At 67.4% G+C, this 22063-nt stretch carries 22 protein-coding genes; 12 read left to right on the top strand and 10 right to left on the bottom strand.

Annotated features, from left to right (window positions below; genetic code table 11):
* The first annotated feature begins 14 nt into the window (after window positions 1-14).
* The gene (locus tag A9Z05_RS32250; protein WP_069621605.1) at window positions 15-638 is read left to right on the top strand and encodes a glutathione S-transferase family protein; all 624 of its coding nucleotides are present in this window, start codon (window positions 15-17) and stop codon (window positions 636-638) included.
* Between the two features lie 77 nt (window positions 639-715).
* Here the strand turns inward: A9Z05_RS32250 and A9Z05_RS32245 are convergent, their stop codons facing one another.
* Window positions 716-2137, bottom strand: a complete 1422-nt coding sequence (locus tag A9Z05_RS32245) for a serine hydrolase (RefSeq protein ID WP_069621604.1) — start codon at window positions 2135-2137, stop codon at window positions 716-718.
* A gap of 235 nt (window positions 2138-2372) precedes the next feature.
* Between A9Z05_RS32245 and A9Z05_RS32240 the strand changes: the two genes are divergently transcribed.
* From A9Z05_RS32240 to A9Z05_RS32220, 5 genes are all read left to right on the top strand, one after another.
* Window positions 2373-2792, top strand: a complete 420-nt coding sequence (locus A9Z05_RS32240; protein WP_069621603.1) for an HIT family protein — start codon at window positions 2373-2375, stop codon at window positions 2790-2792.
* A 265-nt stretch (window positions 2793-3057) separates the two neighbouring features.
* Entirely contained in the window at window positions 3058-3222 is a 165-nt protein-coding gene (locus A9Z05_RS37120) for a hypothetical protein (protein WP_162838116.1), read from the top strand.
* Window positions 3223-3378: 156 nt separating this feature from the next.
* A complete protein-coding gene (locus A9Z05_RS32230; RefSeq protein WP_069621601.1) occupies window positions 3379-4038 on the top strand; it encodes an isoprenylcysteine carboxylmethyltransferase family protein in 660 nt (219 codons plus the stop codon).
* Window positions 4039-4417: 379 nt separating this feature from the next.
* Complete coding sequence (locus A9Z05_RS32225) at window positions 4418-4855, top strand: hypothetical protein (protein WP_050012159.1); 438 nt, start codon at window positions 4418-4420, stop codon at window positions 4853-4855.
* An 848-nt stretch (window positions 4856-5703) separates the two neighbouring features.
* The gene (locus tag A9Z05_RS32220; RefSeq protein WP_059581905.1) at window positions 5704-6540 is read left to right on the top strand and encodes a bifunctional allantoicase/(S)-ureidoglycine aminohydrolase; all 837 of its coding nucleotides are present in this window, start codon (window positions 5704-5706) and stop codon (window positions 6538-6540) included.
* An 80-nt stretch (window positions 6541-6620) separates the two neighbouring features.
* Here the strand turns inward: A9Z05_RS32220 and A9Z05_RS32215 are convergent, their stop codons facing one another.
* Window positions 6621-7034: a hypothetical protein gene (locus A9Z05_RS32215; protein WP_069621600.1), complete on the bottom strand. Its 414-nt coding sequence runs from the start codon at window positions 7032-7034 to the stop codon at window positions 6621-6623.
* A 357-nt stretch (window positions 7035-7391) separates the two neighbouring features.
* Window positions 7392-7967 carry a TetR/AcrR family transcriptional regulator gene (locus tag A9Z05_RS32210; protein ID WP_204494244.1) on the bottom strand — a complete coding sequence of 192 codons (576 nt, stop codon included), beginning with the start codon at window positions 7965-7967 and terminating at the stop codon, window positions 7392-7394.
* Window positions 7968-8132: 165 nt separating this feature from the next.
* Between A9Z05_RS32210 and A9Z05_RS32205 the strand changes: the two genes are divergently transcribed.
* The 4 genes from A9Z05_RS32205 to A9Z05_RS32190 all read left to right on the top strand — a co-directional run bounded on the left by A9Z05_RS32205 (window position 8133) and on the right by A9Z05_RS32190 (window position 11347).
* The gene (locus tag A9Z05_RS32205) at window positions 8133-8885 is read left to right on the top strand and encodes an SDR family NAD(P)-dependent oxidoreductase (RefSeq protein ID WP_069621598.1); all 753 of its coding nucleotides are present in this window, start codon (window positions 8133-8135) and stop codon (window positions 8883-8885) included.
* Window positions 8886-8977: 92 nt separating this feature from the next.
* Window positions 8978-10024: an aldo/keto reductase gene (locus A9Z05_RS32200; RefSeq protein ID WP_069621597.1), complete on the top strand. Its 1047-nt coding sequence runs from the start codon at window positions 8978-8980 to the stop codon at window positions 10022-10024.
* Window positions 10025-10205: 181 nt separating this feature from the next.
* Complete coding sequence (locus A9Z05_RS35630; RefSeq protein WP_084044525.1) at window positions 10206-10658, top strand: DOPA 4,5-dioxygenase family protein; 453 nt, start codon at window positions 10206-10208, stop codon at window positions 10656-10658.
* A complete protein-coding gene (locus tag A9Z05_RS32190) occupies window positions 10655-11347 on the top strand; it encodes an SDR family NAD(P)-dependent oxidoreductase (protein WP_069621595.1) in 693 nt (230 codons plus the stop codon). Before A9Z05_RS35630 ends, A9Z05_RS32190 begins: the two co-directional genes overlap by 4 nt.
* 73 nt (window positions 11348-11420) lie before the next feature.
* On the opposite strand, the gene A9Z05_RS32185 is transcribed toward A9Z05_RS32190, so the two are convergent.
* Complete coding sequence (locus tag A9Z05_RS32185; protein WP_141723525.1) at window positions 11421-11687, bottom strand: hypothetical protein; 267 nt, start codon at window positions 11685-11687, stop codon at window positions 11421-11423.
* A gap of 148 nt (window positions 11688-11835) precedes the next feature.
* Window positions 11836-12630 carry an aminoglycoside phosphotransferase family protein gene (locus A9Z05_RS32180; RefSeq protein WP_069621593.1) on the bottom strand — a complete coding sequence of 265 codons (795 nt, stop codon included), beginning with the start codon at window positions 12628-12630 and terminating at the stop codon, window positions 11836-11838.
* Window positions 12631-12872: 242 nt separating this feature from the next.
* On the opposite strand from A9Z05_RS32180, the gene A9Z05_RS32175 reads away from it, so the two are divergent.
* Window positions 12873-15008 (top strand): penicillin-binding protein 1A, encoded by a 2136-nt coding sequence (locus A9Z05_RS32175; RefSeq protein WP_069621592.1) that lies wholly within the window; start codon window positions 12873-12875, stop codon window positions 15006-15008.
* 6 nt (window positions 15009-15014) lie between these two features.
* Window positions 15015-15626 carry a trimeric intracellular cation channel family protein gene (locus tag A9Z05_RS32170; RefSeq protein ID WP_069621591.1) on the top strand — a complete coding sequence of 204 codons (612 nt, stop codon included), beginning with the start codon at window positions 15015-15017 and terminating at the stop codon, window positions 15624-15626.
* A gap of 67 nt (window positions 15627-15693) precedes the next feature.
* Here the strand turns inward: A9Z05_RS32170 and A9Z05_RS32165 are convergent, their stop codons facing one another.
* The 5 genes from A9Z05_RS32165 to A9Z05_RS32145 are packed head-to-tail and all read right to left on the bottom strand — an operon-like array spanning window position 15694 to window position 21975.
* Window positions 15694-16524 carry a heme ABC transporter ATP-binding protein gene (locus tag A9Z05_RS32165; protein WP_069621590.1) on the bottom strand — a complete coding sequence of 277 codons (831 nt, stop codon included), beginning with the start codon at window positions 16522-16524 and terminating at the stop codon, window positions 15694-15696.
* Between the two features lie 18 nt (window positions 16525-16542).
* Window positions 16543-17631, bottom strand: a complete 1089-nt coding sequence (locus tag A9Z05_RS32160; protein ID WP_069621589.1) for an iron ABC transporter permease — start codon at window positions 17629-17631, stop codon at window positions 16543-16545.
* A gap of 15 nt (window positions 17632-17646) precedes the next feature.
* Window positions 17647-18564, bottom strand: coding sequence for a hemin ABC transporter substrate-binding protein (locus A9Z05_RS32155; RefSeq protein ID WP_069621588.1), 918 nt, complete (start codon window positions 18562-18564; stop codon window positions 17647-17649).
* Entirely contained in the window at window positions 18561-19652 is a 1092-nt protein-coding gene (locus tag A9Z05_RS32150) for a hemin-degrading factor (protein WP_069621587.1), read from the bottom strand. Before A9Z05_RS32150 ends, A9Z05_RS32155 begins: the two co-directional genes overlap by 4 nt.
* 49 nt (window positions 19653-19701) lie before the next feature.
* Window positions 19702-21975, bottom strand: coding sequence for a TonB-dependent hemoglobin/transferrin/lactoferrin family receptor (locus tag A9Z05_RS32145; RefSeq protein WP_069621586.1), 2274 nt, complete (start codon window positions 21973-21975; stop codon window positions 19702-19704).
* Window positions 21976-22063: the final 88 nt, after the last annotated feature.

The following is a 22063-nucleotide window of genomic DNA, read 5'->3' as shown; positions in this document are numbered from 1 at the left end:
CTCAAGGAGACTGCATGCTGCACGTCCTCGGCAAGATTCCGTCCATCAACGTCCGCAAGGTGCTGTGGCTGTGCACCGAGCTGAACCTGCCGTTCGAACAGGAAGACTGGGGCGCGGGCTTCCGCACGACCCACGATCCGGCCTATCTCGCGCTGAATCCGAACGCGCTCGTGCCCGTCATCAAGGATGACGATTTCGTGCTGTGGGAATCGAACACGATCATCCGCTACCTCGCGAATCGCTACGGCGGCGATGCGCTGTATCCGGCCGAGCCGCAGGCGCGTGCGCGCGTCGACCAGTGGATCGACTGGCAGGGCTCGGACCTGAACCGCTCGTGGGTCGGCGCATTCCTCGGCCTCGTGCGCAAGTCGCCCGACCACCAGGATCCGGACGGCATCGCGCGGTCGATCGCGGGCTGGACGACGCACATGCGCGTGCTGAACGCGCAGCTCGAAAAGACCGGCGCGTACGTGGCCGGAAACACGTTCACGCTCGCGGATATCCCGATCGGTTTGTCGGTGAACCGCTGGTTCGGCACGCCGTTCGAGCATCCGGACCTGCCGGCGGTGTCGCGCTACATCGAACGCCTCGCGACGCGCGAAGGGTTCAAGCAGTACGGCGGCAGCGCGAATCCGTAATGCAGCGCGGATAGCGCTGAAGCGGCGGCGTCGCCATGACCGCCGCCGTAGCGCGTACGGCGGGCAAGCGCGCGTCGTCACGCACCGGGCGCCGGCACCGCGTCGAGCACGCGCGCGAGAAACGCCTCGTGATTCCACGCGGCTTCCGGCCTCGACAGGCCGAGCCGCACGACCACCAGCTCGCGGCTCGGCACCACGCTCACGAACTGGCCTTCATGGCCGACCGCATGAAACGCGTCGGCCGGCATCGCGCGTGCACGCGGATCGCGATTGTTGAACGGCTCCGGCACCTTCACCCACAGCTGCGCGCCGAATTCCTGTCGCGACGACTGCGGCGTCGCGCGCGTCAGGTAACGCACCCAGCCTTCCGGCAGCAGCCGCTGCCCGTTCCACACGCCGTCCTGCAGCAGAAGCTGCCCGAAGCGCGCCCAGTCGCGCGCGCTCGCATACAGGTACGACGCGCTGACGAGCGTGCCGGACGCATCGGGCTCGAACACCGCGCTGCGCATCCCAAGCGGCGCGAACAGCGCGCGGCGCGGAAATGCGAGATAGTCGCCGTCGCTGCCGCCCAGCGCTTCGCGCATCACGCGCGCGACGATCGCGCTCGTGCCGCTCGAGTACGACCACTGCGCGCCGGGCGTCGCGGCAAGCGGTTTCGCCGACGCGAACCGTGCGGTATCGGGCTGCGTGAACAGCATCACCGCGACGTCGGACAGCGGGTCGTCGTAGTCCTCGTTGAATTGCAGGCCGCTCGTCATACGCAGCAGCTCATCGAGCGTGATGGCCGCGCGCGGATCGCCACTGCCGCGCCATTCGGGCAGCAGCGCCGACGCGTTCGGCGACAGCTTGTGCCGTGCGACCAGCGTGCCGACCAGCGCGGCGGTCACGGTCTTCGTCATCGACCAGCCGGGCAGCGGCGTGTCGGCCGTGAAGCCGGGCGCATAGCGTTCGGCGATCACCTGGCCGCGCCACATCACGACGACCGCGCGCGTGCGCCGCGGCCGCGCCGGATCGGGTTCGTCGAATGCGCGGTCGAGCGCGGTCTGCAGCTTGCGTGCGTCGATGCCGGCGGGCGGCGTGGCCGGTGCGGGTGGGTCGGGCGGCGCGACCGGCGGATCGGGGAGGGGCGGCAACGCGGCCGGCAAGGTAGCCGCCGCCGCACCGGTCGGGGCCCCGAGTGCGAGCGTGCAGCCGAGCCCGGGCCGGAAGTCGGCTTCGCGTTCGGCGAAGCCGGCGAACGTCGCCACCGCGCGATGATGGTCGGGATCGAGCGACGGGCGTACCAGTTTCAGCAGCGGATGGACGCCGGCCATGATGTCGACGTCGATCACGGACGCGGCCGGGCGGCCCGACACGAACACGCCCGAACACAGCGCCTTGGCCGCATAGCCGGTCGCGATCGGCGCGAGCCGCGACAGCATGATGCCCGTATAGCCGATCGCGGCCACGAGCGCGAGCGCGATACCGCACAGAATCAGCTTCTTGAGGGGGATCGTCATGCGCGAGCGTCCTCGGTGGCGTGCCGGCCGGCAACGATGCGGCAGTGTCGCAGGTTCGGGCGATGCGTTGCAATCGCGGTTGCGTGACGACGGCCGCATGCAGGCGCGTTGCCGCCCGCTCCACAATCCGGCACGCGTCGCGCGACGGGCGAGTTGATATCGGGCGGGCCGTCGGCCGATAATCGTCCGGCATTGCTGTCCCAGTCCCACTGTCCAATCGAGATCGGAAAACGCCATGTCCTACGACAACAACAACCCGTTCGCCAAAATCCTGCGCGGCGAACTGCCGTGCGTGAAGGTCGCCGAAGACGACGCGACGCTCGCGATCATGGATCTGATGCCGCAGGCCGACGGTCACGTGCTCGTGATCCCGAAGGAGCCGGCCGCGCAGATTTTCGAGCTGTCCGGCGATGCGGCCGCGGCCGGCATCCGCATGACGCAGCGTGTCGCGGCGGCGGTGCGCGCGGCGCTCGAGCCGGACGGCGTGTTCATCGGCCAGTTCAACGGCGCGGCAGTCGGCCAGACGGTCCCGCATGTGCATTTCCACGTGATTCCGCGCTGGGAAGGCGCGGAGCTGCGGATGCACGCGCGCGACATCGCCGACGCCGCGACGCTCGAAGCGCTTGCGCAGCGCATTCGTGCCCGCTTCGTGTAACAACCCCGTCCGCCCCCGGGCGCAGCGGTCGCCCGCCGGCCGGCCGCTGCGCCGCCAGAACCTGTTTCTGTGGTCACACCAGGTAACACGTGTAACCGCCCGGGAAACTCGGCCGGGCGGGCCCGGCGCTAGACTCCGCGCATTGTTTCATCGAGCGACAGGAGGGGCGGATCGCCTCTTCGTGCCGGCCGTCGCGTGGTGCGGCGACACGCGGCGGCGCGGCCTTCGCGAGATGCCATTCGTCTTTCGCGCCGGGAACCGAGCCATGTCCAGACTTCTCATCACGCTTGCCCTGATCGGCGGCCTGTCCGGCTGCTACGTCGCGCCGCCGTACGGCTACGCGCCCGCGCCGGCCTACTACGGGTATGCGCCCGCGTATTACGCGCCACCCGTCACCGTCGGCATCGGCGGCCACTTCCACATCCGCTGAGCCGTCGCAGCACGTCGGCCGCGGCCATACCGGCCCGGTCGGCTGCCGTCGGCAGGACGAGGCACGCGCGTTCGCGCGCCGCATGACGGTGCTGCACGGCACTCGGGGTGCGCAGTTCCTATACTTCACAGGAATGCGTATCCCCGCGGGGCCGTCATGACAGCCACCCCCAAGGTCATCGTTCTGTCGAGCCTGTCCACGCTCGTCTATCTCGGGCTCGCCGTGCTCGGCATCGGCGGGTTCGCTGCATTCTTCTCGCATCCACAGCTGGCCGTCGTCGCGCTCGCGACGCTCGCGATGGCCGTCACCGCGCTGTTCACCGAAGGCAACCTGAGCAGCGGAGAGCGCGAGAGTCGCGACAACCGCTGGGTGCTCGCGGCGTTCGCGGTGAGCGGCTTCCTGCTCGCGTACCTGCCCGCGCTGACCGACCGGCTCGACGTCTGGACGTTCGGCGGCGACACGGTGCGCTGGATCGGCGTCGTGCTGTACCTCGCGGGCGGCGTGCTGCGGATGTGGCCCGTGTTCGTGCTCGGCAAGCGCTTCAGCGGGCTCGTCGCGATCCAGCCGGGCCATACGCTCGTGACCGGCGGTATCTACAGCCGTATCCGCAATCCGAGCTATCTGGGCCTGGTCGTCAATTCGTTCGGCTGGGCGCTGGCGTTCCGTTCGGGCGTCGGCGTGCTGCTGGTCGTGCTGACGCTGGTGCCGCTCGTCGCGCGAATTCGCTCGGAGGAGGCATTGTTGCGTTCGCAATTCGGCGCCGAGTACGACGCGTACTGCGCGCGGACGTGGCGGTTGCTGCCCGGCGTGTACTGACCCTCGGCATCTTCCCCCCGGACCATCGTTCGGAGACGCGCTCGCGACATGTGCAGATGTGTTGCCACGTGTGTCTCGAATGTACGGCCGCCTGCATGACCGGCTTGTCGCGAGGCAGGGCCGGACCCTTGCCAAAGCCAATGCCGGCAAGGGTTTCAGCCGGATCCGGCGCGCTCGTTCCTCGTCTGTTATTCGTAAACAACTTGTTACCACAATGTCCACGGCAGGAATGCGGGACCGGTGCTATTCTTCGCCGCAAGCTCGTTGAAATGAATTGGTCCGCGGTTCGGCACAATGCCTGGCCCGATGTCGATCGATTCAGATCGTCGTACCGGGCGGACCTCGATAACCAGAATTGCGAACAAGGAAGAATACGGGAATGTGGAAGAAAATCGCCCCCGCTCTCGTCGTCGCCGCGTTGACCGGCGCGACTGCACTGCCGGCAATGGCCGGTGACTTGAACAACGCCCTCGGCGGCGCGCTCGGCGGGGTTGCCGGCGCAGCGGTCGGCGGCGCGGTTGGCGGCAGCACGGGCTCCGTCATCGGCGGCGCGATCGGCGGTGGCGCCGGCGGCGCGGTGACGTCGAACCGTCGCGAGCGCACCGGCGCGATCATCGGCGGCGCCCTCGGCGGCGGCGCAGGTACCGCCGCAGGCAACGCGATGGGCGGCCGCACGGGCGGCCTGCTGGGCGCGGCCGTCGGCGGCGGCGCCGGCGCGGCGCTCGGCGGCAACATGTCGCGCAGCTCGTACGATCGCGATCACGGCGACCGCGGCTACCATCGCCGCAAGCATCGTCACCACCGCGACTGGGACTGATCGCCGCTGGCGCGACCCGGTGCGCGACCCGCGCACCGGCGCGCCGACGGCGTCGGCATCCCGACGCGAGATTCAGCCCGGCCGCTGCCGGGCCGCTTCGCCGGCCAGACCGGCGATTCTCCTCCGGCTTCATCAGCCGCTGCCATGTGCCCGATCGACGGGCCGGTCATTCTCCTTCCGCTGTTTTCTCCGTTTCTCGACGACATCAGTTGCCGCGTCCGAATGTGCCCGGGACAGGGGCGTCCGAATGCCATCCGCTTTTCCTTCGACACGTCGGCTCGTTCTGACCTGACCGTATCCCGCGACCATGCCGCAGCGGTCAACTGCCGCGCACGTATCGGCTGCCTTCGGTTCTCGTAACGGGATGCATCGAGACGGGCGCTTGTACGCTGCGTTGTCGTGCACGGACCCATCGCGAGAGCACTCGCAACCGTCAGGATTTCCCAGATAGCCAGCGCGCGCCCCGCAGCGCCTCCCCGACCGCGCATCGCGGGCGCCGGTGGGTAGTGGGAAATCGAATGGATACCATCGCAACATTTAATTGGTCGATCGAGATCGACTTCGCTATCGTCGGCGATGCTCGCGTACCGAGTCGAGCCGTGCCGCCATCCGCGCCTCGCTGCATGATCGCGAGGGCCGCGGCCCGACCGCCGGCCCGACCACCCGGGCCGCCGCGTTCGCTCGACGGACGGACCCGACGCGAAGCCTGGCCGACCGACCGAAGGCGCATGCGCTTTCAAGCCACCCCGGCAACGACGTCCCGCCGTCGCATGTGCGTTTCCCGCGCAGGCGAACCGCTCGATGCCGTTTGCGCTCGGGGCCGGACCAACCCATTGCCTGGATGCAATATGTCTAAGACAACGTATTACGCGCCGCACGGCGGCCACCCGCCGCAGACGGATCTGCTGACCGATCGCGCGATGTTCACCGAGGCGTACGCGGTGATCCCGAAGGGTGTGATGCGCGACATCGTCACGAGCTGGCTGCCGTTCTGGACCCACACGCGCCTGTGGGTGATCGCCCGCCCGCTGTCGGGTTTCGCGGAAACCTTCTCGCAGTACATCGTCGAAGTGAATCCGGGCGGCGGCAGCGACAAGCCCGAGCAGGACAAGCACGCCGAAGCCGTGCTGTTCGTCGTCGAAGGTGAGGCCGAGCTGACGCTGCAGGGCAAGCAGCACACGCTGAAGCCGGGCGGCTATGCGTTCATTCCGCCGGGCGCCGACTGGACGCTGCACAACGTCAGCGATGCCGCGGTGCGTTTCCACTGGATCCGCAAGCATTACCAGGCCGTCGACGGCATTCCGCTGCCGGAAGCGTTCGTGACCAACGAGCAGGATGTCGAGCCGATCCCGATGCCGGGCACCAACGGCGCATGGGTGACGACGCGCTTCGTCGACATGAGCGACATGCGTCACGACATGCACGTGAACATCGTGACGTTCGAGCCGGGCGGCGTGATTCCGTTCGCCGAAACGCACGTGATGGAGCATGGCCTGTACGTGCTGGAAGGCAAGGCCGTTTATCGGCTGAACCAGGACTGGGTCGAGGTCGAAGCCGGCGACTTCATGTGGTTGCGCGCGTTCTGCCCGCAGGCGTGCTATTCGGGCGGGCCTGGGCGGTTCCGTTATCTGCTGTACAAGGACGTGAACCGTCACATGAATCTGACGTTGAATCCGGCACGCTGAAGCGCGGCGCAGGTCGGATGTGAAAACCCGCCGGTGTAAGCCGGCGGGTTTTTTTTCGGGTTCGGCGTGGGTTCAGAAAGTCAGCGGATAGTCTGTCCGACAAGCCGAGCCCACACCGCCCGAAGGCGTCGTGCGCGGTCTTCGAAGAGATATGAGGCCGCAAGCGCCAAGAGGCCCGAAATCGCCCCCGTCACGATGTGCTCGACATAGGGGATGCGGTAATGGCTCGTGTGCGAGTAGGCATCGCCCAACGTTGTCAGGACACCTACGACCACCGCATTGCCGTATCGATGCGCGTAGAGTTTCGAGACGGGCGTGAAAGTCAGAAGTACCGCCAGGAGCCCGGTCAGCAGACCCGTATGAAAGGCGATAGTCCAGTGGGTAACGCTCATGACGTTTCCCCAGCTCCCGGGCATGCAGGTCATGCACGCGCTGGTCGGCTGCCAGAAGCGCTGGACAAACAGTCGGACGCGGTGCTTCCACTCGGTTGACATGATGCGTTTCCGTCAATGCCGTCGCCACCACACGTAGGTGTGGTCGGCTGTGCGCCGTAGACGCCGGGCAATCACCTGGATATCGGGGAATACTACTCCACGATCGGACGGGCGCTGTTTCGAGCGAGGCCGGGATTAACGCTTGCGTCTATCGGTCCGGCACCGTCCGTGACGCGCATCGAACGATGCGCTTGCGCGGGAGGTCGACGGCTGGCATCGACCTTGAACAGCCAATCATCAGCGGACAGCGAACCACCGTTGTTCAATCATCTGCGGTCACACATGGCGACGCGCGCTCTTGAGCTAACCAGCACCTGCGCCCTGGCTGAACGTTTCCCCGAATTGAAAACCAATTGCTTACCGAGTTCCTTTGGCCTTGGGCGGCGGAGTCTCGGGCCAACTCCGCATCGCAATGCTGATCGTCTTATGTAACTCGTTGGTCGGCACACCGCTCGCGGCCTGAACGGAGATGCCTTGCGAAACAGTGCCGAAGAATCGCGCCAATGCTCCGATGTCGGTATTCGGAGGCAACTCCCCACGCTTACGGGCGTCCTCCAGACACTTGCGGATCATCTCGACGCCCGACTCCCGGACTTCACACAGCACCTGAGCCACCCGTCGCGAGTCGTCGCTTCCGGTAAGCGCGCCCTGCACCAACAAGCAGCCTCGAGGTGTGCCTTTTGCACTCTGAAATGTTGCCAGGGCACGCAAGAACGCCTCTATTCCGCTACGCGCCGATGGCAGCGACAACGATGGCGCCGCGAAGGCGCCGAGCCGCTCCTGGTAGCGGGCGAGGGCCTTGAAGAAAAGCTGTTCCTTTCCTCCAAAAGCAGCATAGAGACTCGGCTTATTGACGCCGATCGCCTCAGTCAGGTCCGTCAGCGACGTCCCCTCATAGCCCTTCTCCCAGAAGAGAGTCAGGGCTTGGTCCAACGCCTTGTCCGGGTCGAACGCCCGTGGCCTGCCGATTGCCATCCGTGCACCAGTCAATATTTTTACCGATCGGTATATTAAGTCCTTGACGGAGCGCTGTCCATCCGCAGATACTTACCGAGCGGTACAAAAGTAAACGCAAACCTAACGTTTAGAGAGAGTGAAATGACAAGTCGTTTGAATGGAAAGGTGGCCTTGGTGACGGGCGGCAGTTCCGGTATCGGCCTCGCCGCGGCAACCCGTTTCGCTGCGGAAGGCGCAACCGTCTACATCACCGGACGCAAACAGGAGGCGCTTGACGCGGCCGTTGGCTCAATAGCCGGCAAGGTCACGGCTATCCGGGCCGACTCCAGCGTCGCTGCCGATCTCGAGCGGGTCTACGCCACGATTCGTGACACGAGCGGCAAGCTGGACGTGTTGTTCGCGAATGCCGGCATTGCTGCGTTTGTGCCGCTCTCGGCGATCACTGAAGCGCATTACGACAGCATCGTCGATACGAACCTGAAGGGCGTCGTGTTCACCGTCAAGTACGCGGTTCCTCTGCTTTCCGAAGGCGCCTCGATCATTCTCACTTCGTCGACAGCCGGCTATAGGGGGATGGAAGCATTCAGCGTGTACAGCGCGACGAAGGCGGCGGTCCGGCAACTGGCGCGCGGTTGGCTGCTGGATCTGAAGGCTCGGAAAATCCGCGTCAACGTCATCAGCCCCGGCATGGTCGATACGCCCGCCATCGACGGCCTGGTGGGCGATCCGAACGCGGCTTCCGGAATGAAGGCGCATGTGGCATCGCAAAATCCCCTGGGCCGTATCGCGCATCCCGATGATGTTGCCGCTGCCGCCTTGTTTCTGGCCTCCGACGAAGCCGCGTACATCAATGGCGTCGACTTACCCGTGGACGGCGGCGCCAGCCAGATCTAGTTCAGTTGCGGAAACGTCGCCGAAGCCCGGTTTGCCCCGATTTCACGGCAGTGCCGACTTCGGCATTTCAGCATCATTCAGGAGCAACGTTCATGCGATACAAACTGTTTGGACAACATACGGGCCTGAGGGTCTCCGAACTGGTACTTGGTGCGGGGAATTTCGGAACGCGCTGGGGCCATGGTGCCGAGCCGGCGGAGGCGCGTCGCATCTTTGAAGCCTACGCGGAAGCCGGGGGCAATTTCATCGATACGGCCAACGGATATCAGTTCGGCGAGTCGGAGGAGATTCTCGGCGAACTGCTCGATGGTCACCGGGACGAATTTGTGCTGGCGTCGAAATTCACTTATCGCGCCACGCCTCAGGACGGCATTCTCACGACGGGCAACAGCCGCAAAGCCATGGTGGCGTCCGTGGAGGCCAGCTTGAAGCGACTCAAGACCGACCGTATCGACCTTTTGTGGGCGCACATGTCCGATGGTGTGACGCCGCTTGAAGAACTCATGCGAGGATTCGACGATCTCGTACGTGCCGGCAAGATCCTGTACGCGGGCCTGTCCGATTTCCCCGCCTGGCGGGTGGCTCGCGCGGCAACCATCGCCGAGTTGCGCGGTACGGTGCCTGTCGCGGGTCTTCAGTTGGAATACAGCCTTGTGGAACGTAGCAGCGAGCATGAGCTTCTTCCGGCCGGCAAGGCACTGGGGCTGGGGGTCGTCGGCTGGTCACCGTTGGGCGGCGGCATGCTCACAGGGAAGTACCGCAATGGTGAAACCGGGAGGCGGGAAGGTTTTGGCGGCAACGTGTTCCAGCCCGAAAATACCCCGCAACGTACGGCGATCCTCGACGCGTTGATTGCCGTTGCAGACGAAGCGGGCGTGACTCCCGGAGAAATCGCCATCGCATGGGTTGCCGGAAAGGGCGTGCAACCTATCATCGGGCCGCGCACGTTGGCGCAGCTCCAGAGCAACCTGGCCGCCATCCGGGTCACCCTTTCGGCAGAGCAGATCGGCCGCCTCGACATCGCGAGCGCGATTCCTCCCATCTTTCCGTACACGGTGATCGACGCACCCCAAACCCGCCAGGGCTATACGGGCGGCAAGGCCGACGAGTTCGATTCGCCTGCAGTGCCAGTCGCCTGAGGCATTGTTTCAATAGCAGGTCGCAAGCATGGCGTCCACGAGACGCCATGTACAGGTTTTTTTGCCGCAATTCAGCTACCCGAACTGATGCAAATGCTGCGGCGCGAGACGCGCGAACGGTGCCCCACGCGCTGCTCGACGCGGCCAACGCGGCGCGGGGGTGCAAACGAAGGAGATGCCAATGCTTGAAGCCGATTCAGTGACGCCGGCGGACTCGCAGGAACACTCGAAAGTACAGCCGCTCGAAACGATACGCAGCTATCACGCGCATATTTACTTTGACGGCCCGGAGCAACGACGGGTCGCCGAAGTCTTGCGGGAACACATCGCGCAACGCTTTCCGGTCGTTCTCGGTCGCTGGCACGATCAACCGATTGGCCCTCATGCAAAGCCGATGTATCAGGTCGCCTTTTCCCGACATGAAGTCGGCAGCTTCCTGCCTTGGCTCATGGTAAATCGTCGTGGACTGACTGTACTCGTTCATCCCAATACCGGCCGTCCACTCGCCGACCACCTCGACCATCCGGTCTGGATGGGGGAAGTGCTCGACATCCGCAACCGGCATCTGCTCGCCGTCCATGAAAGACCCGAGCCGGATTTCGTCGCCAACACTCAACCAACGGTGAAGCCATGAACGATATTCCCTACGGCAATGCGCTGCTCATCGGGGCGGGTTTCGGCATCAGCGCTGCCCTTACGCGTGCGCTGCGCTCCGCAGGTCTTCCTGTCGTCATCGCCTCGCGAAATCCCGATAGATTGGCACCGCTGGTGAGCGAGACGGGCGCCGTTGCGCTGCAGGTCGATGCCTCCGAAGCAGGTCAGGTGGCGCGCCTCTTCAAAGAAACCGCGGAGCGAATCGGGACGCCCGAGATAGTCATCTATAACGCCAGCGGCGCGGTCCGCGGTCCGATCGCCGAACTCGATCCGGTTCAGGTCGAACACGCAGTGTCCATCACCGCATTGGGTGCATTTCACGCAATACAGCAAGCCGCTAGACACATGATTCCTGCTGGAAGAGGCGCTGTCCTGTTGACCGGCGCGACCGCCGGGATCAAAGGATTTGCACGTTCTGCTCCTTTTGCGATGGGCAAGTTCGCGTTGCGGGGGCTGGCCCAGAGTGCTGCCCGCGAGCTTGCGCCTCAAGGCATCCACGTCGCTCATGTCATCGTGGACGGCAGTGTGCGAGCAAGCGGCCGCATGGACCCGTCAGACGGCACACTGGATCCAGACGCCATCGCGCGATGCTATATCGATCTCTTGCGCCAACACAGGAGTGCCTGGTCGTGGGAAATCGAGGTGCGGCCTTGGGTAGAGAACTTTTGATCGGGCAGTCTCATCCACGAACGAAAACTTCGGGCCGATAGCCGACCGTGGAAACTCGATATCGGCGCTCACATCAAAATACTTCGAACGAACACCAGTCAGGCACAAACTGCTCGAAGACGAAAAAGTCGTCGATGTATGTCAGCCCAAGCCGTTCCAATGACTTCGTGCACGCATCGGCCGCGTCGCCTCCGAAGAACGGGCCAAGCGACAAGAGGCTATCGGATTCGTCAAAATATTCCCGAAAATTGAATTCGACCATGACCGTGGATAGGTCGACATTCTTGGCTGCTAGCGCAGCCCGCCGGATAACGATTCCGAAATCTCTCGAAACTTTCATCGATATTGACCACAGGCAAGCCGGTACTGAAGATTGTCGGTGATCCGGTCCGTATGGTCGAACGTCTGAAGCTGACCGAATACCCGTGGTCTTCGCAGCGTTCCGGCAGAAATCCGCGGTGGGATGTTTTCACGGTCGATGCGTATCGCTACAGCCCGAGCGCACCCGCCGCGAGTTGCGCAACCTCCAACCGCGTATCGGCCGGCTGCTCGTCCTCCATCAACCACACCGCCGACAGCCCCGACCACGCAACGATCCACTGCAGCAACCGACGCCGGTCGAGCCGCGCCGCATCGGCCACGACCCCGACACGCCGCTCGAAACGCACCGGATCGACCGCGATGTCATGCGCAGGATTACAGAACAGGTTCGCGTAATCGAACGTGCGCTCGCCGCGCAGTCCTTTCGGGTCGATCGCGCGCCAGCCGCGATCGCCGAAATGAAGAATGTTGTCGTGGTGAATGTCGCCATGCAGCACGACTTCGTCGACCGAAGGCTCCGCCAGCAACTGACGAGCGACCGCCGCCGAACGGCGCAGCGCATCATTGTCGGCATCGTTCGACAGCAACGCATAGAACCAGTCGTGCAGCGGCACGACTGCAGGCACCTGCGGCGCGCGATGCGCGTGCAGCCGCGCGACGACGTCGCACGCGATGCCCATCGTGTCGTCATCGTGGCCCGCTGCGGACAACGCGGCCAGTGTCGGCGCCGGCTGCGCGCGTTCGAGCAGGATCGCGTCACTGTCGTGCTGCCACACCTGCGCGGCGCCTTGCCCGTTCCACCAGCTCATCAGCGCATTGCCGCGCCGCTCTTCGTCGCAAGTGGCGACTTTCAGCATCGCGGGCCGCGCATGCCAGACGACCGGCAGCAGGCCGCCGCTTGCGGTCAGGATCGGGCCGCCGTCGGGGACGAGGCCCCACAGGTCGAGGTATCGGTCGAACATCCGACGATGGTACAAGCGAACCGGTTCACGCGCCCGGCGCGCTCGGTCGCGACGACATGCCGCGGACCCGCATACACCGTACGAGCGGGCTCCAAAGCGCTTTCCTAAATAAAATTTAGCCAGCCAAACTTTGGCTAAAGAATGTTCCGGTTTCGCGCCATCCCTTCGACAATGCGCGCCTTTCGTGACTGATCGGTGCGTGTCTCGCGCCGGCCGTCGCGGCACTGAAGAAGGAGCCCGACATGACCGACCCCACCGCCAGCCCGCCGCCGCCCGCGCCGCCATCCGCACCGCCGCGCCGCCGTCGCGTATGGCGCACGCTGGCGGGCGCGCTGCTCGGCCTGACGCTCGCGTGCGCCGGCATCGGCGCCTGGACGATCGATCGCATCTGGACGCAGTTACCGTCCGTCGAGCACCTGGCCGTCTATCGTCCCGCGCTGCCGCTGCGGATCTTCTCGCGCGACGGCGACCTGCTGGCCGAATATGGCGTCGAGCGGCGCGAGTTCGTGCCGCTCGAACGCATTCCGCCGCTGATGCGGCACGCGCTGCTCGCGGCCGAGGACGCGAAGTTCTACGAGCATGGCCCGGTCGATGTCGGCGGCCTCGCGCGCGCGACGTTCGCGAACGTCGTGACCGGCCAGCCGGGGCAGGGCGGCAGCACGATCACGATGCAGGTCGCGCGCAACTTCTACCTGACGCGCGACAAGGTGCTGAGCCGCAAGCTCGCCGAGATCCTGATGGCGGCCAAGCTTGAACGCGCATACAGCAAGAACAAGCTGCTCGAGCTGTACATGAACGAGATCTATCTGGGCGAGCGCGCATACGGCTTCGCGGCCGCGGCGCACGTGTACTTCGGCAAGCCGCTCGATGCGCTGAGCGCGGGCGAGGCGGCCGTGCTCGCCGGGCTGCCGAAGGCGCCGTCCGCGTTCAACCCGGTCGTCAACCCGGCGCGCGCGACCGCGCGGCGCAACTACGTGCTCGGCCGGATGCATGCGCTCGGCCAGCTCGACGATGCAGCGTATCGCTCGGCCGTCGACGCGCCGATCGCATTGGCGACCACGCCGCCGCCCGGCATCATCGCGGCGCCGTACGTCGCCGAGCGGGCGCGCCGGATGATGGTCGAGCGGTTCCATGACGACGCGTACACGCTCGGCCTCGACGTGACGACGACGATCTCGATGCGCGACCAGCGCGCGGCCGAGGCCGCGCTCGAGCGCACGCTGAACCGCCGGTCGCGCACGACGCGCGATGCGCGCAACGGCCTCGAAGGCGCGCTCGTGTCGCTCGACGCGGCCACCGGCGACATGCTTGCGCTGGTCGGCGGCGCGGATTTCAATCGCAACGTGTTCGACCATGCGCTGCAGGCGTATCGGCAGCCGGGGTCGGCCTTCAAGCCCTTCGTCTATTCGGCGGCGCTGGAGAAAGGCTACTTTCCCGGCGTGCTCGTCGACGATACGCAGCGCACGCTCACGCACGCGGAAACCGGGGCGCGGCCGTGGCGTCCGCGCAATTTCGGCAATCGCTACGAAGGCTTCATCCCGGTGCGGCGCGGGCTCGTGCGCTCGAAGAACCTGGTCGCGGTCAGCCTGATGCAGGCCACCGACGCGCGCTACGTACAGCAGCACGCGGTGCGTTTCGGTTTCGACGCGCAGCGCAATCCGGCGTCGCTGCCGCTCGCGCTCGGCGCGGGCGCCGTGACGCCGCTCGAACTCGCGAGCGCATACAGCGCGTTCGCGAACGGCGGCACGCGGATGGAGCCGCGCCTGATCCTGTCGGTGAAGCAGCGTCACGGCGGCGCGATGTACGAGGCGACCGTCCCGGCAGGCGAGCGGGTCGTGTCGGCGCGCAATGCGTTCGTGATGGACAGCATGCTGCGCGACGTCGTGCGCGCCGGCACCGCGCGCGGCGCGCTCGCGTTGCGGCGTGACGACGCGGCCGGCAAGACGGGCACGTCGAACGGGTCGAAGGACGTCTGGTTTGCCGGCTATTCGTCGGGCGTCGTCGCGGTCGCGTGGCTCGGCTACGATACGCCGCGCCCGATGGGGCGTGCGACCGGCGCGACGCTCGCGCTGCCGGTCTGGCTCGACTACATGAAGACGGCCGTCGACGGGCGCACGCCGGTCGATGCGACGCCGCCGCAGGACGTCGCGCTCGTCGACGGCGACTTCGTCTACGCCGAATACACGCGCGGCACGTGCACGGCCGACGTGCCGGCGTATATTCGCAGCCGCTTTGCGTGCGGCGGCGCGACGGCCATCGATGCGCCGGATGCATCTGATGCACCGGCCGGCGGCGGCCAGCGCGACGAACCGATGCCTGCCGCCGTCGATGCGGCCGAGCGCGAGCGCGTGCTCGACCTGTTCCGGACCGATGACTGACGCGCGATGCATACGCTCTATCTGATTGCGATCGTCGCGGAAGCGATGTCGGGGGCGCTGATGGGCATGCGCCGCGGAATGGACCGCTTCGGGCTCGCGCTCGTCGGCGCGGTGACGGCGCTCGGCGGCGGCACCGTGCGCGACGTGCTGCTCGGCCACTATCCGCTCGGCTGGATCGCGCATCCCGAATACCTGGTGATCACGCTCGTCGCGGCGACCGTCGCGTCGTGGGCGGCACGGCACGTCTCAAGGATGAAGACGCTGTTCGTGACCGTCGACGCGATCGGCCTCGCGGCGTTCACGATCATCGGCTGTGACATCGGCGCATCGACCGGCTCGGCGCCGATCATCGTCGTGCTGGCCGGCGCGATCACGGGCGTGTGCGGCGGGATGCTGCGCGACCTGCTGTGCAACGAGATGCCGCTGATCCTGCGCGAGGAGCTGTATGCGAGCGTCGCGTTCGTCACGGGCGGGCTGTATGTCGGGATGCAGCATGTCGGCATCGATGCGGGGTTCGCGACGCTCGTCGCACTCGCGGCCGGCTTCTCGATGCGGATGCTCGCGGTGCGGCTCGGCTGGAAGATGCGGACCTTCGGCGCGGCGGACGTCGAGCATTGAGCGCGCGTACCCATGCGTGCCGCGCCGGCATTCAATCCGGCTGCATCACCTGGAAGACGTTCCCTTCCTACGCGGGCACCATCACCGGTGGCGTCCCGTCGCCGGTTTCCACCATCTTCACCGCGAACCCATAGCACCGCGCGATATGGGCGGGCGTCATCACGTCGCGCGGTGCGCCCCGCGCGACGATCGTGCCGTCGGCGAGCATCGCGATCGTATCCGCATGTCGCGCGGCGAGGTTCGGATCGTGGACGATCGCAAGCACGCCGAGTTGCCATTCGCGCGCGACGGCGCGCACGGTATCGAGCAGCCGGTGCTGGTGCGCGAGATCGAGCGCGGCGGTCGGTTCGTCGAGCAGCAGATAGCGCGGGCCGGTTTCCGGCGCGTCGTGGTCCGGCCACAGCTGCGCGAGGACGCGGGCGAACTGCACGCGCGCGAGCTCGCCGCCCGACAGCGTCGTGACGTCGCGGCCGACGAGCGCGTCGGCGCCCGCGCGTTCGAGCGCGCGCCACGCGATGTCGCGATCGCGGTGCGCAATGACGTGGCGGGCGCCGCTGCGCCGCGCATGCGGATAGCGGCCGAGCAGCACGATTTCGTCGACGCTGAACGGGAACGCCGGCTGTGCGGCCTGCGGCAGCACCGCGCGCAGGCATGCGAGCCGCGGCGCGTCGATGCGCGCGAGCGGTTCGCCGTTCAGCGTGACGTCGCCCGTCACGCGCACGCCGTTCGGCGCGACGCAGCCGGTCAGCTCGCCGGCGAAGGTTTTCAGCAGCGTGCTCTTGCCCGCGCCGTTGCGGCCGAGCAGCGCGGTCACGCGGCCGGGTTCGATCGACAGCGACAGGTCGCGCAGGATCGTGTCGTGCCGGCGGGCGACATCGAGGTGATGGGCAGTCAGCATGGTCGTCGTGAAGAAGGATTAGCCGCCGAGCGCGCCGCGGTTCTTCCACAGCAGCGCGAGGAAGAACGGCGCGCCGAGCAGCGCGGTCAGCACGCCGAGCGGAATGTCGGCGGGCGCGGCGACGGTGCGCGCGGCGAGATCGGCCGCGAGCGTCAGCAACGCGCCGAGCAACGCGGCGCCGGGCAGCACGATGCGCTGGTCGGGGCCGCACGCAAGGCGCACGCAATGCGGCGCGACGAGCCCGATGAAGCCGATGATGCCCGCGCACGACACGAGCGCGCCGACCGCGAGCGCGACCGCGACGAGCACGCGCCGCTTCAGTTGCTGCACGGGCACGCCGAGATGCAGCGCTTCGGTTTCACCGAGTTGCAGCGCGTTCAGCGCATCGCGTTCGCGCGCGAGCAGCACGCAGCCGAGCGCCACGCACGGCGCGACGGCCGCGAGCGTCGACCATTGCGCGCCGCCGAGGCTGCCGAGGCTCCAGAAGGTCAGCGAGCGCAACTGCGCGTCGTCGGCGACGAACGTGAGCAGCCCGATCGCCGCGCCGACCAGTGCATTGATCGCGATGCCGGCGAGCAGCAGCAGCGGCAGCGCGAGCCGGCCGCGCGACGCGGCCAGCCGGTAGACGAGCGCCGCGACGGCGAGGCCGCCCGCGAACGCGGCGACCGGCAGCGCGGCCGCGCTCGCATGGGCGGCGAAGAGCGCCGGACCGAGCACGATCAGCGTGGTCGCGCCGAGCGCGGCGCCGCTCGACACGCCGACGAGCCCCGGATCGGCGAGCGGATTGCGGAACAGCGCCTGCATCGCGGCGCCGGTCGCGCCGAAGCCGCCGCCGACCAGCAGCGCGAGCACGACGCGCGGCGCGCGGATGTCGAGCAGCACCGCGCGCGCCTGTTGAGCGGCCGCGTCGCCGCTCAGCGCGGCCCAGGCTTCCGCCAGCGGAATGCGGTACGCGCCGACGCACAGCGCGACGACGGACATCGCGCCCACCAGAACGGCGAGCGCGGCGAGGACGAACGGCGCGAAGCGGCGCGACGTGCCGAGGCGTGCGGCGCCGGCGCGCGAGGCGGGCGACGGTGCGTTGAAGGGCGAAGCATGAGCGGGCATCGGATCGATCCGGAATCAGGCGAGCGCATCCGACAGGCGTCGATGCAGGGTCGTGACGGCGAGCGGCAGGCGTGGGCCGAAGCCGAGCAGGAACAGCGCGTCGAGCGACACGACGCGCCGCGCGCGGCCGGCCGGCGTCGCGCCGAAGCCGGGCGTCGCGAGCAGCGCGGCGTGACCGCCGACGGCCGCCAGCCCTTCGTCGGAGATCAGCACGACGTCGGGCGCGGCCGCCGCGAGCGCCTCGGTCGTCAGCGGCTTGTAGTGATCGAAGCCCTGCATCGCGTTGCGCGCGCCCGCGTAGCGGATCATCGCGTCGGCGGCCGTGTGCTGGCCGGCGACGAGCGCCTGGGCGCCGGTATGGTTCAGCACGAACAGCACGCGCGGCCGCTGCGCGCCGCCGGGCACGCGCGCGGCGACCGTGTCGCGCGCGGCCTGCCAGGCGCGATCGAAGCGTTGCAGCAGCGCGGCGCCGGCCTCGCGCACGTCGAGCGCCTGTGCGACGCCGGTGATCTTCGCGCGCACCGATTCGACGTCGTGGCGCTCGTCGAACGTCGTCACCGTGACGCCGGCGCCTTTCACCTGCGCGATTGCCGTCGGCGGGCCGGCTTCCGCGGAGGCCAGCACGAGATCGGGCCGCAGCGACAGCAGCCCTTCGGCCGACAGCGCGCGCTGGTAGCCGACCTTCGGCAGGCGCTTCGCGGCGTCGGGATAGGTGCAGGTCGTGTCGGCGCCGACGAGCCGGTAACGCGGCGTCTCGGCGCCGCCGAGCGCGAACGCGGTTTCCGCCAGCGCGCCGCCGATCACGATCACGCGTTTCGGCGCGGCGGCCGCGACCTGGGCGAGCACGCCGCCGGGCAGCGCGCCTGCGAGCGCACCGGCCGCCGCGCCGGCCAGCAGCGACCGGCGGCGCGGATCGAACGGCCGCGCGCTCACCGCGCGGCCCCGCGTGCGGCCGCCGGCAGCGACGCGACGAGCGAGCGCCAGTCGTCGCGCTCCACCTTGCCGGGCTTGCGCTCGCCGAACAGCAGCGCGACGTGGTCGCCCTGCCGGTCGAACAGCTCGAGCGACGTGACGATGCCGTCGCTCGTCGGCTTCTTCACGACCCATGCGGCGGCGATCAGGTCCTCGCGTACATGCAGGTTGAAGCCCGGATCGAGGACGTTGATCCACGCGCCGACCTCGCGCACGTTCGCGACGGGGCCCGTATGGATCTGGATCATGCCCGCGTTGCCGACGAACACCATGATCGGCTGGCCGCTTTTCGCGGCGTGTTCGAGCACGTGGCGCAACGCATGCGCGGTTTCGACCGGATACGCGTATTGCGGATCGGCGAGGCGCAGCGCCTGCATGCGGCTCACGCCGAAGCGCTGCGTGATGCCGAAGAACTGGTGCGTGTCGGTCATCGCTTCCCATGCGGCGCGAAAGCCCACGACGTCGATCTCGCTATCGGCGCGCTCGGGCGTTTTCGGCGTAGCGGGCGCAACCTCGAGGCCCGGCTCCTGCGACGGCGCGCGCCAGCGTGCGACGAACGCGTCGTACGCGGCGTGATCGCTGTGCGCGCGCAGGTAGACCTTGTGGATCGCATGGCCCTGCGCATCGAAGAACTGCAGGCTCTTCAGCGGGCCGTGCGCGGTCTCGTCGCGCACCGCGAACGCCGACACCCAGTGACGATAGAAGATGCGCAGGTCGATGTCGCCGAGCGCGAGGCCGACAGGCCCGTCATGGCTCATTTGCGCATATTCGCCGTCCTTTTCGTGGACGGCCGTGTCGTTGCGCGTCAGCGCCATCACGCGGCCGAGGCGCGGCATCTCCTCGAACATCGCCGGAAAGCGCGCGTCGAGCCGCACGACGTGCTCGCCGACGAACGCGGCGAGCGCCTCGCCTTCGCTGACGCCGAGCGCCTGTGCGACGTCGCGGTTGCGTAGCTGGCGCTCGGTCTTGAGCTTGACGAATGCGTCGCGCAGCGCGGCGGCCGCGCGGGCCGGCGTGGCCGATTGACCGGGAAGGGCGGATTGCATCATGTCGGACTCCTTCGAGTAACGGTTGGGGTGGGTGCGCTGGCAACGCGCATCAGAAATCCACTTTCATGCTGACGGCGACCGTGCGACCGGGCGACGAATACGCGTCGAGCACCTGCGAATCGGCCGCGATGCCGCGCACGTCCGACCAGTTCCAGTACTTGCGGTCGAACAGGTTGCGGATGCCGATGGTGGCGCTCACGTGCTTGTTGAAGCGGTACCCGCCGCGCAGGTCGACGACGAACGACGACGGCGGCGTGAAGCACGCCTTGTTCGAACAGTCCGACTTGTCGACGTCCTTGTCGCGTTTGGCGGCCTGGAACAGCAGGTCGGTCTGCACGAACCAGCGTTCGCCCGGTTCATACCGCACGCCGAACACGGCCGAGAACGGGTTGACGGTGTTCAGCGGCTGGCTGGCCGCGCCGTCGTTTCGCGTCGAGCCCTTCGTGAACGCCATCGCCGTCTTCAGCGTGATGCCGTTCGGCATCACCCATTCGGCGCGGCCTTCGAGGCCGTGGATGCGCGCGTCGGCGAAGTTCACGTACTGGAACACGAACGGGTCGACCGGCCGGCCGCTGCCGGCGATCGTCGTGCGCGAGATGAAGTTGCGGTAGCGGCCGGTGAACGCGGCCGCGCTGTAGCGCACGACGCCGTAGCCGGTGCCGGCCTTGCCGCGCAGGCCGGCCTCGAACGTATCGCTGGTTTCGGGCTTCAGGTTCGGATTGCCGATCGACGTGTAGCCGTACACCGGGTTCGAGAAGCTGCTGTTCACTTGGTCGGGTGTCGGCGCGCGGAAGCCATGCGCGTACTGCACGTACGGAATGACGGCGGGCGTGATCTCGTAGAGCACGGCGACGCGCGGCGACAGTTCGTTCGCGTTCGTCGACACGGCCTTGCCGGTGAACAGCGGATCGTTCTCGGTCGGGCTCAGCCGGTACGTGTCGAAGCGCAGGCCCGGCGTGACGAGCAGGCGGCCGTAGCCGATCTGGTCCTGCACGAACGCGCCGAACAGCGTGTAGTCGGTGTCGGGGAACGCCTTGTTCGGGAACGCTTCGCCGACGCCCGGCACAGTGCCGTCGCGCATGTTCGTCACGCGCGACAGGCTGCCGTCCACGCCGTAGAGCAGCTTGTGCGCGAGCGGGCCGGTCGCGAAGCCGCTTTCGGCGAACGCGGCGCCGCCGAACGTGCGTTCCTTGTACTGGTTGTCGCGCGAACGCGAGGGCTGCCTGCCGCGCGTCTCGAACGCGTACTGGTCCTGCTTCGCGTCCTGGTAGTAGAACTGCACGTGCGCGGTCTGGAACCAGCGGAACGCGTCGTCGCGGAAGTCGTAGTCGACGCTGAAGCGGTTGCGCTCGAGCCGGTCGTTCGTCGTGAGGCCGAGCGTGGCCGGCGCATTGATCGCCGACAGCACGTCGGTGCTCACGCGCCGCTGCACCGTTTCGGCGGTGAACTTGATCGTGTCGCGCGCGGTGGGCGTCAGCACGAGCTTGCCGAGCAGCGATTCCGAATAGACGTCCTGCGGGTTCGACGTCGTGCGCAGCGTGCTCGCCGAGTTGTTGCTGCCGCGCGTGTCGACCTCGTGGCCGCGCCGGCCGTCGGCGATGATCATTCCCTGGATGCGATCGTTGCCGCCCGCGGCCGACACGGTCGCGCCGATGCTGCGATCGGTCGAGTCGTGGCTCGGCCGGAACGAGAAATAGTAGGGCTTTCCGTAGATCGACAGCAGGTCGCGCGGGTCCTTCGTGATGAAGTTCACCGCGCCGGTCAGGCCGTCGCTGCCGTAGAGCGCCGACGCCGGCCCGCGCAGGATCTCGATGCGCTTGAGCGTGTCGAGATCGGCGTAGTCGCCGCGTCCCGCTTCGAGCGGACCGAACGAAAACGCGTTCGGCAGGCGGATGCCGTCTTCCATCAGCAGCACGCGATTGCCTTCGAGGCCGCGGATGTTGATGCTCGAATCCCCGTCGCGGCCGCCGCCGAGCGCGGCGCTGCCGGGCCGGTACGCGGTGCGGCGCACCGTGATGCCCGGCTCGTAGCGCAGCGCGTCCTTGATGTTGGTGGCTTGCTGTTCTTCGAGATCCTCGTCGGTGATCACCGACACGGACGCCGCCGTGCGGCTCGCCGCGGTGGCGGTGCGGGTGGCCGTGACGGTGACGGGGTCGAGCAGCGCCGCATCGCCGCGCGTGGACACGGCGGCGGTGGTCAGGACGGCGGAAGGCGGGGTGGCGCCTTGCGGCGACGAATCGGCGTGAGCCGGGGCAGCGGACAGGCCGAACGCGCCGAACAGCGCGGCACAGATCGGCCGCCGCGCCAGCGTATAGCAATGCACAGGTGGTCTCCCATTGACGATAACAAGCCCGAAGGCTGGCTGGGCGACGCGTTCACCTGGCTGGCCCGTTTGCGCGCGACAGGCGGCA

This window comes from Burkholderia sp. A2, assembly GCF_001729305.1.
Classification (GTDB): domain Bacteria; phylum Pseudomonadota; class Gammaproteobacteria; order Burkholderiales; family Burkholderiaceae; genus Burkholderia; species Burkholderia sola.
The sequence above is the reverse complement of the archived record's forward strand: the minus strand, read 5'-3'. Positions and strand labels throughout refer to the sequence as shown.

What these genes read in the sequence shown, in the direction of transcription:
- A9Z05_RS32200 (WP_069621597.1), top strand. Translation starts at nt 8,978, where the DNA reads ATGCGATACAAACTGTTTGGACAACATACGGGCCTGAGGGTCTCCGAA.
- A9Z05_RS35630 (WP_084044525.1), top strand. Translation starts at nt 10,206, where the DNA reads ATGCTTGAAGCCGATTCAGTGACGCCGGCGGACTCGCAGGAACACTCG.
- A9Z05_RS32225 (WP_050012159.1), top strand. Translation starts at nt 4,418, where the DNA reads ATGTGGAAGAAAATCGCCCCCGCTCTCGTCGTCGCCGCGTTGACCGGC.
- A9Z05_RS32250 (WP_069621605.1), top strand. Translation starts at nt 15, where the DNA reads ATGCTGCACGTCCTCGGCAAGATTCCGTCCATCAACGTCCGCAAGGTG.
- A9Z05_RS32170 (WP_069621591.1), top strand. Translation starts at nt 15,015, where the DNA reads ATGCATACGCTCTATCTGATTGCGATCGTCGCGGAAGCGATGTCGGGG.
- A9Z05_RS32180 (WP_069621593.1), bottom strand. Translation starts at nt 12,630, where the DNA reads ATGTTCGACCGATACCTCGACCTGTGGGGCCTCGTCCCCGACGGCGGC.
- A9Z05_RS32240 (WP_069621603.1), top strand. Translation starts at nt 2,373, where the DNA reads ATGTCCTACGACAACAACAACCCGTTCGCCAAAATCCTGCGCGGCGAA.
- A9Z05_RS32175 (WP_069621592.1), top strand. Translation starts at nt 12,873, where the DNA reads ATGACCGACCCCACCGCCAGCCCGCCGCCGCCCGCGCCGCCATCCGCA.
- A9Z05_RS32165 (WP_069621590.1), bottom strand. Translation starts at nt 16,524, where the DNA reads ATGCTGACTGCCCATCACCTCGATGTCGCCCGCCGGCACGACACGATC.
- A9Z05_RS32245 (WP_069621604.1), bottom strand. Translation starts at nt 2,137, where the DNA reads ATGACGATCCCCCTCAAGAAGCTGATTCTGTGCGGTATCGCGCTCGCG.
- A9Z05_RS32230 (WP_069621601.1), top strand. Translation starts at nt 3,379, where the DNA reads ATGACAGCCACCCCCAAGGTCATCGTTCTGTCGAGCCTGTCCACGCTC.
- A9Z05_RS32220 (WP_059581905.1), top strand. Translation starts at nt 5,704, where the DNA reads ATGTCTAAGACAACGTATTACGCGCCGCACGGCGGCCACCCGCCGCAG.
- A9Z05_RS32185 (WP_141723525.1), bottom strand. Translation starts at nt 11,687, where the DNA reads ATGAAAGTTTCGAGAGATTTCGGAATCGTTATCCGGCGGGCTGCGCTA.
- A9Z05_RS32205 (WP_069621598.1), top strand. Translation starts at nt 8,133, where the DNA reads ATGACAAGTCGTTTGAATGGAAAGGTGGCCTTGGTGACGGGCGGCAGT.
- A9Z05_RS32160 (WP_069621589.1), bottom strand. Translation starts at nt 17,631, where the DNA reads ATGCCCGCTCATGCTTCGCCCTTCAACGCACCGTCGCCCGCCTCGCGC.
- A9Z05_RS32215 (WP_069621600.1), bottom strand. Translation starts at nt 7,034, where the DNA reads ATGTCAACCGAGTGGAAGCACCGCGTCCGACTGTTTGTCCAGCGCTTC.
- A9Z05_RS37120 (WP_162838116.1), top strand. Translation starts at nt 3,058, where the DNA reads ATGTCCAGACTTCTCATCACGCTTGCCCTGATCGGCGGCCTGTCCGGC.
- A9Z05_RS32190 (WP_069621595.1), top strand. Translation starts at nt 10,655, where the DNA reads ATGAACGATATTCCCTACGGCAATGCGCTGCTCATCGGGGCGGGTTTC.
- A9Z05_RS32150 (WP_069621587.1), bottom strand. Translation starts at nt 19,652, where the DNA reads ATGATGCAATCCGCCCTTCCCGGTCAATCGGCCACGCCGGCCCGCGCG.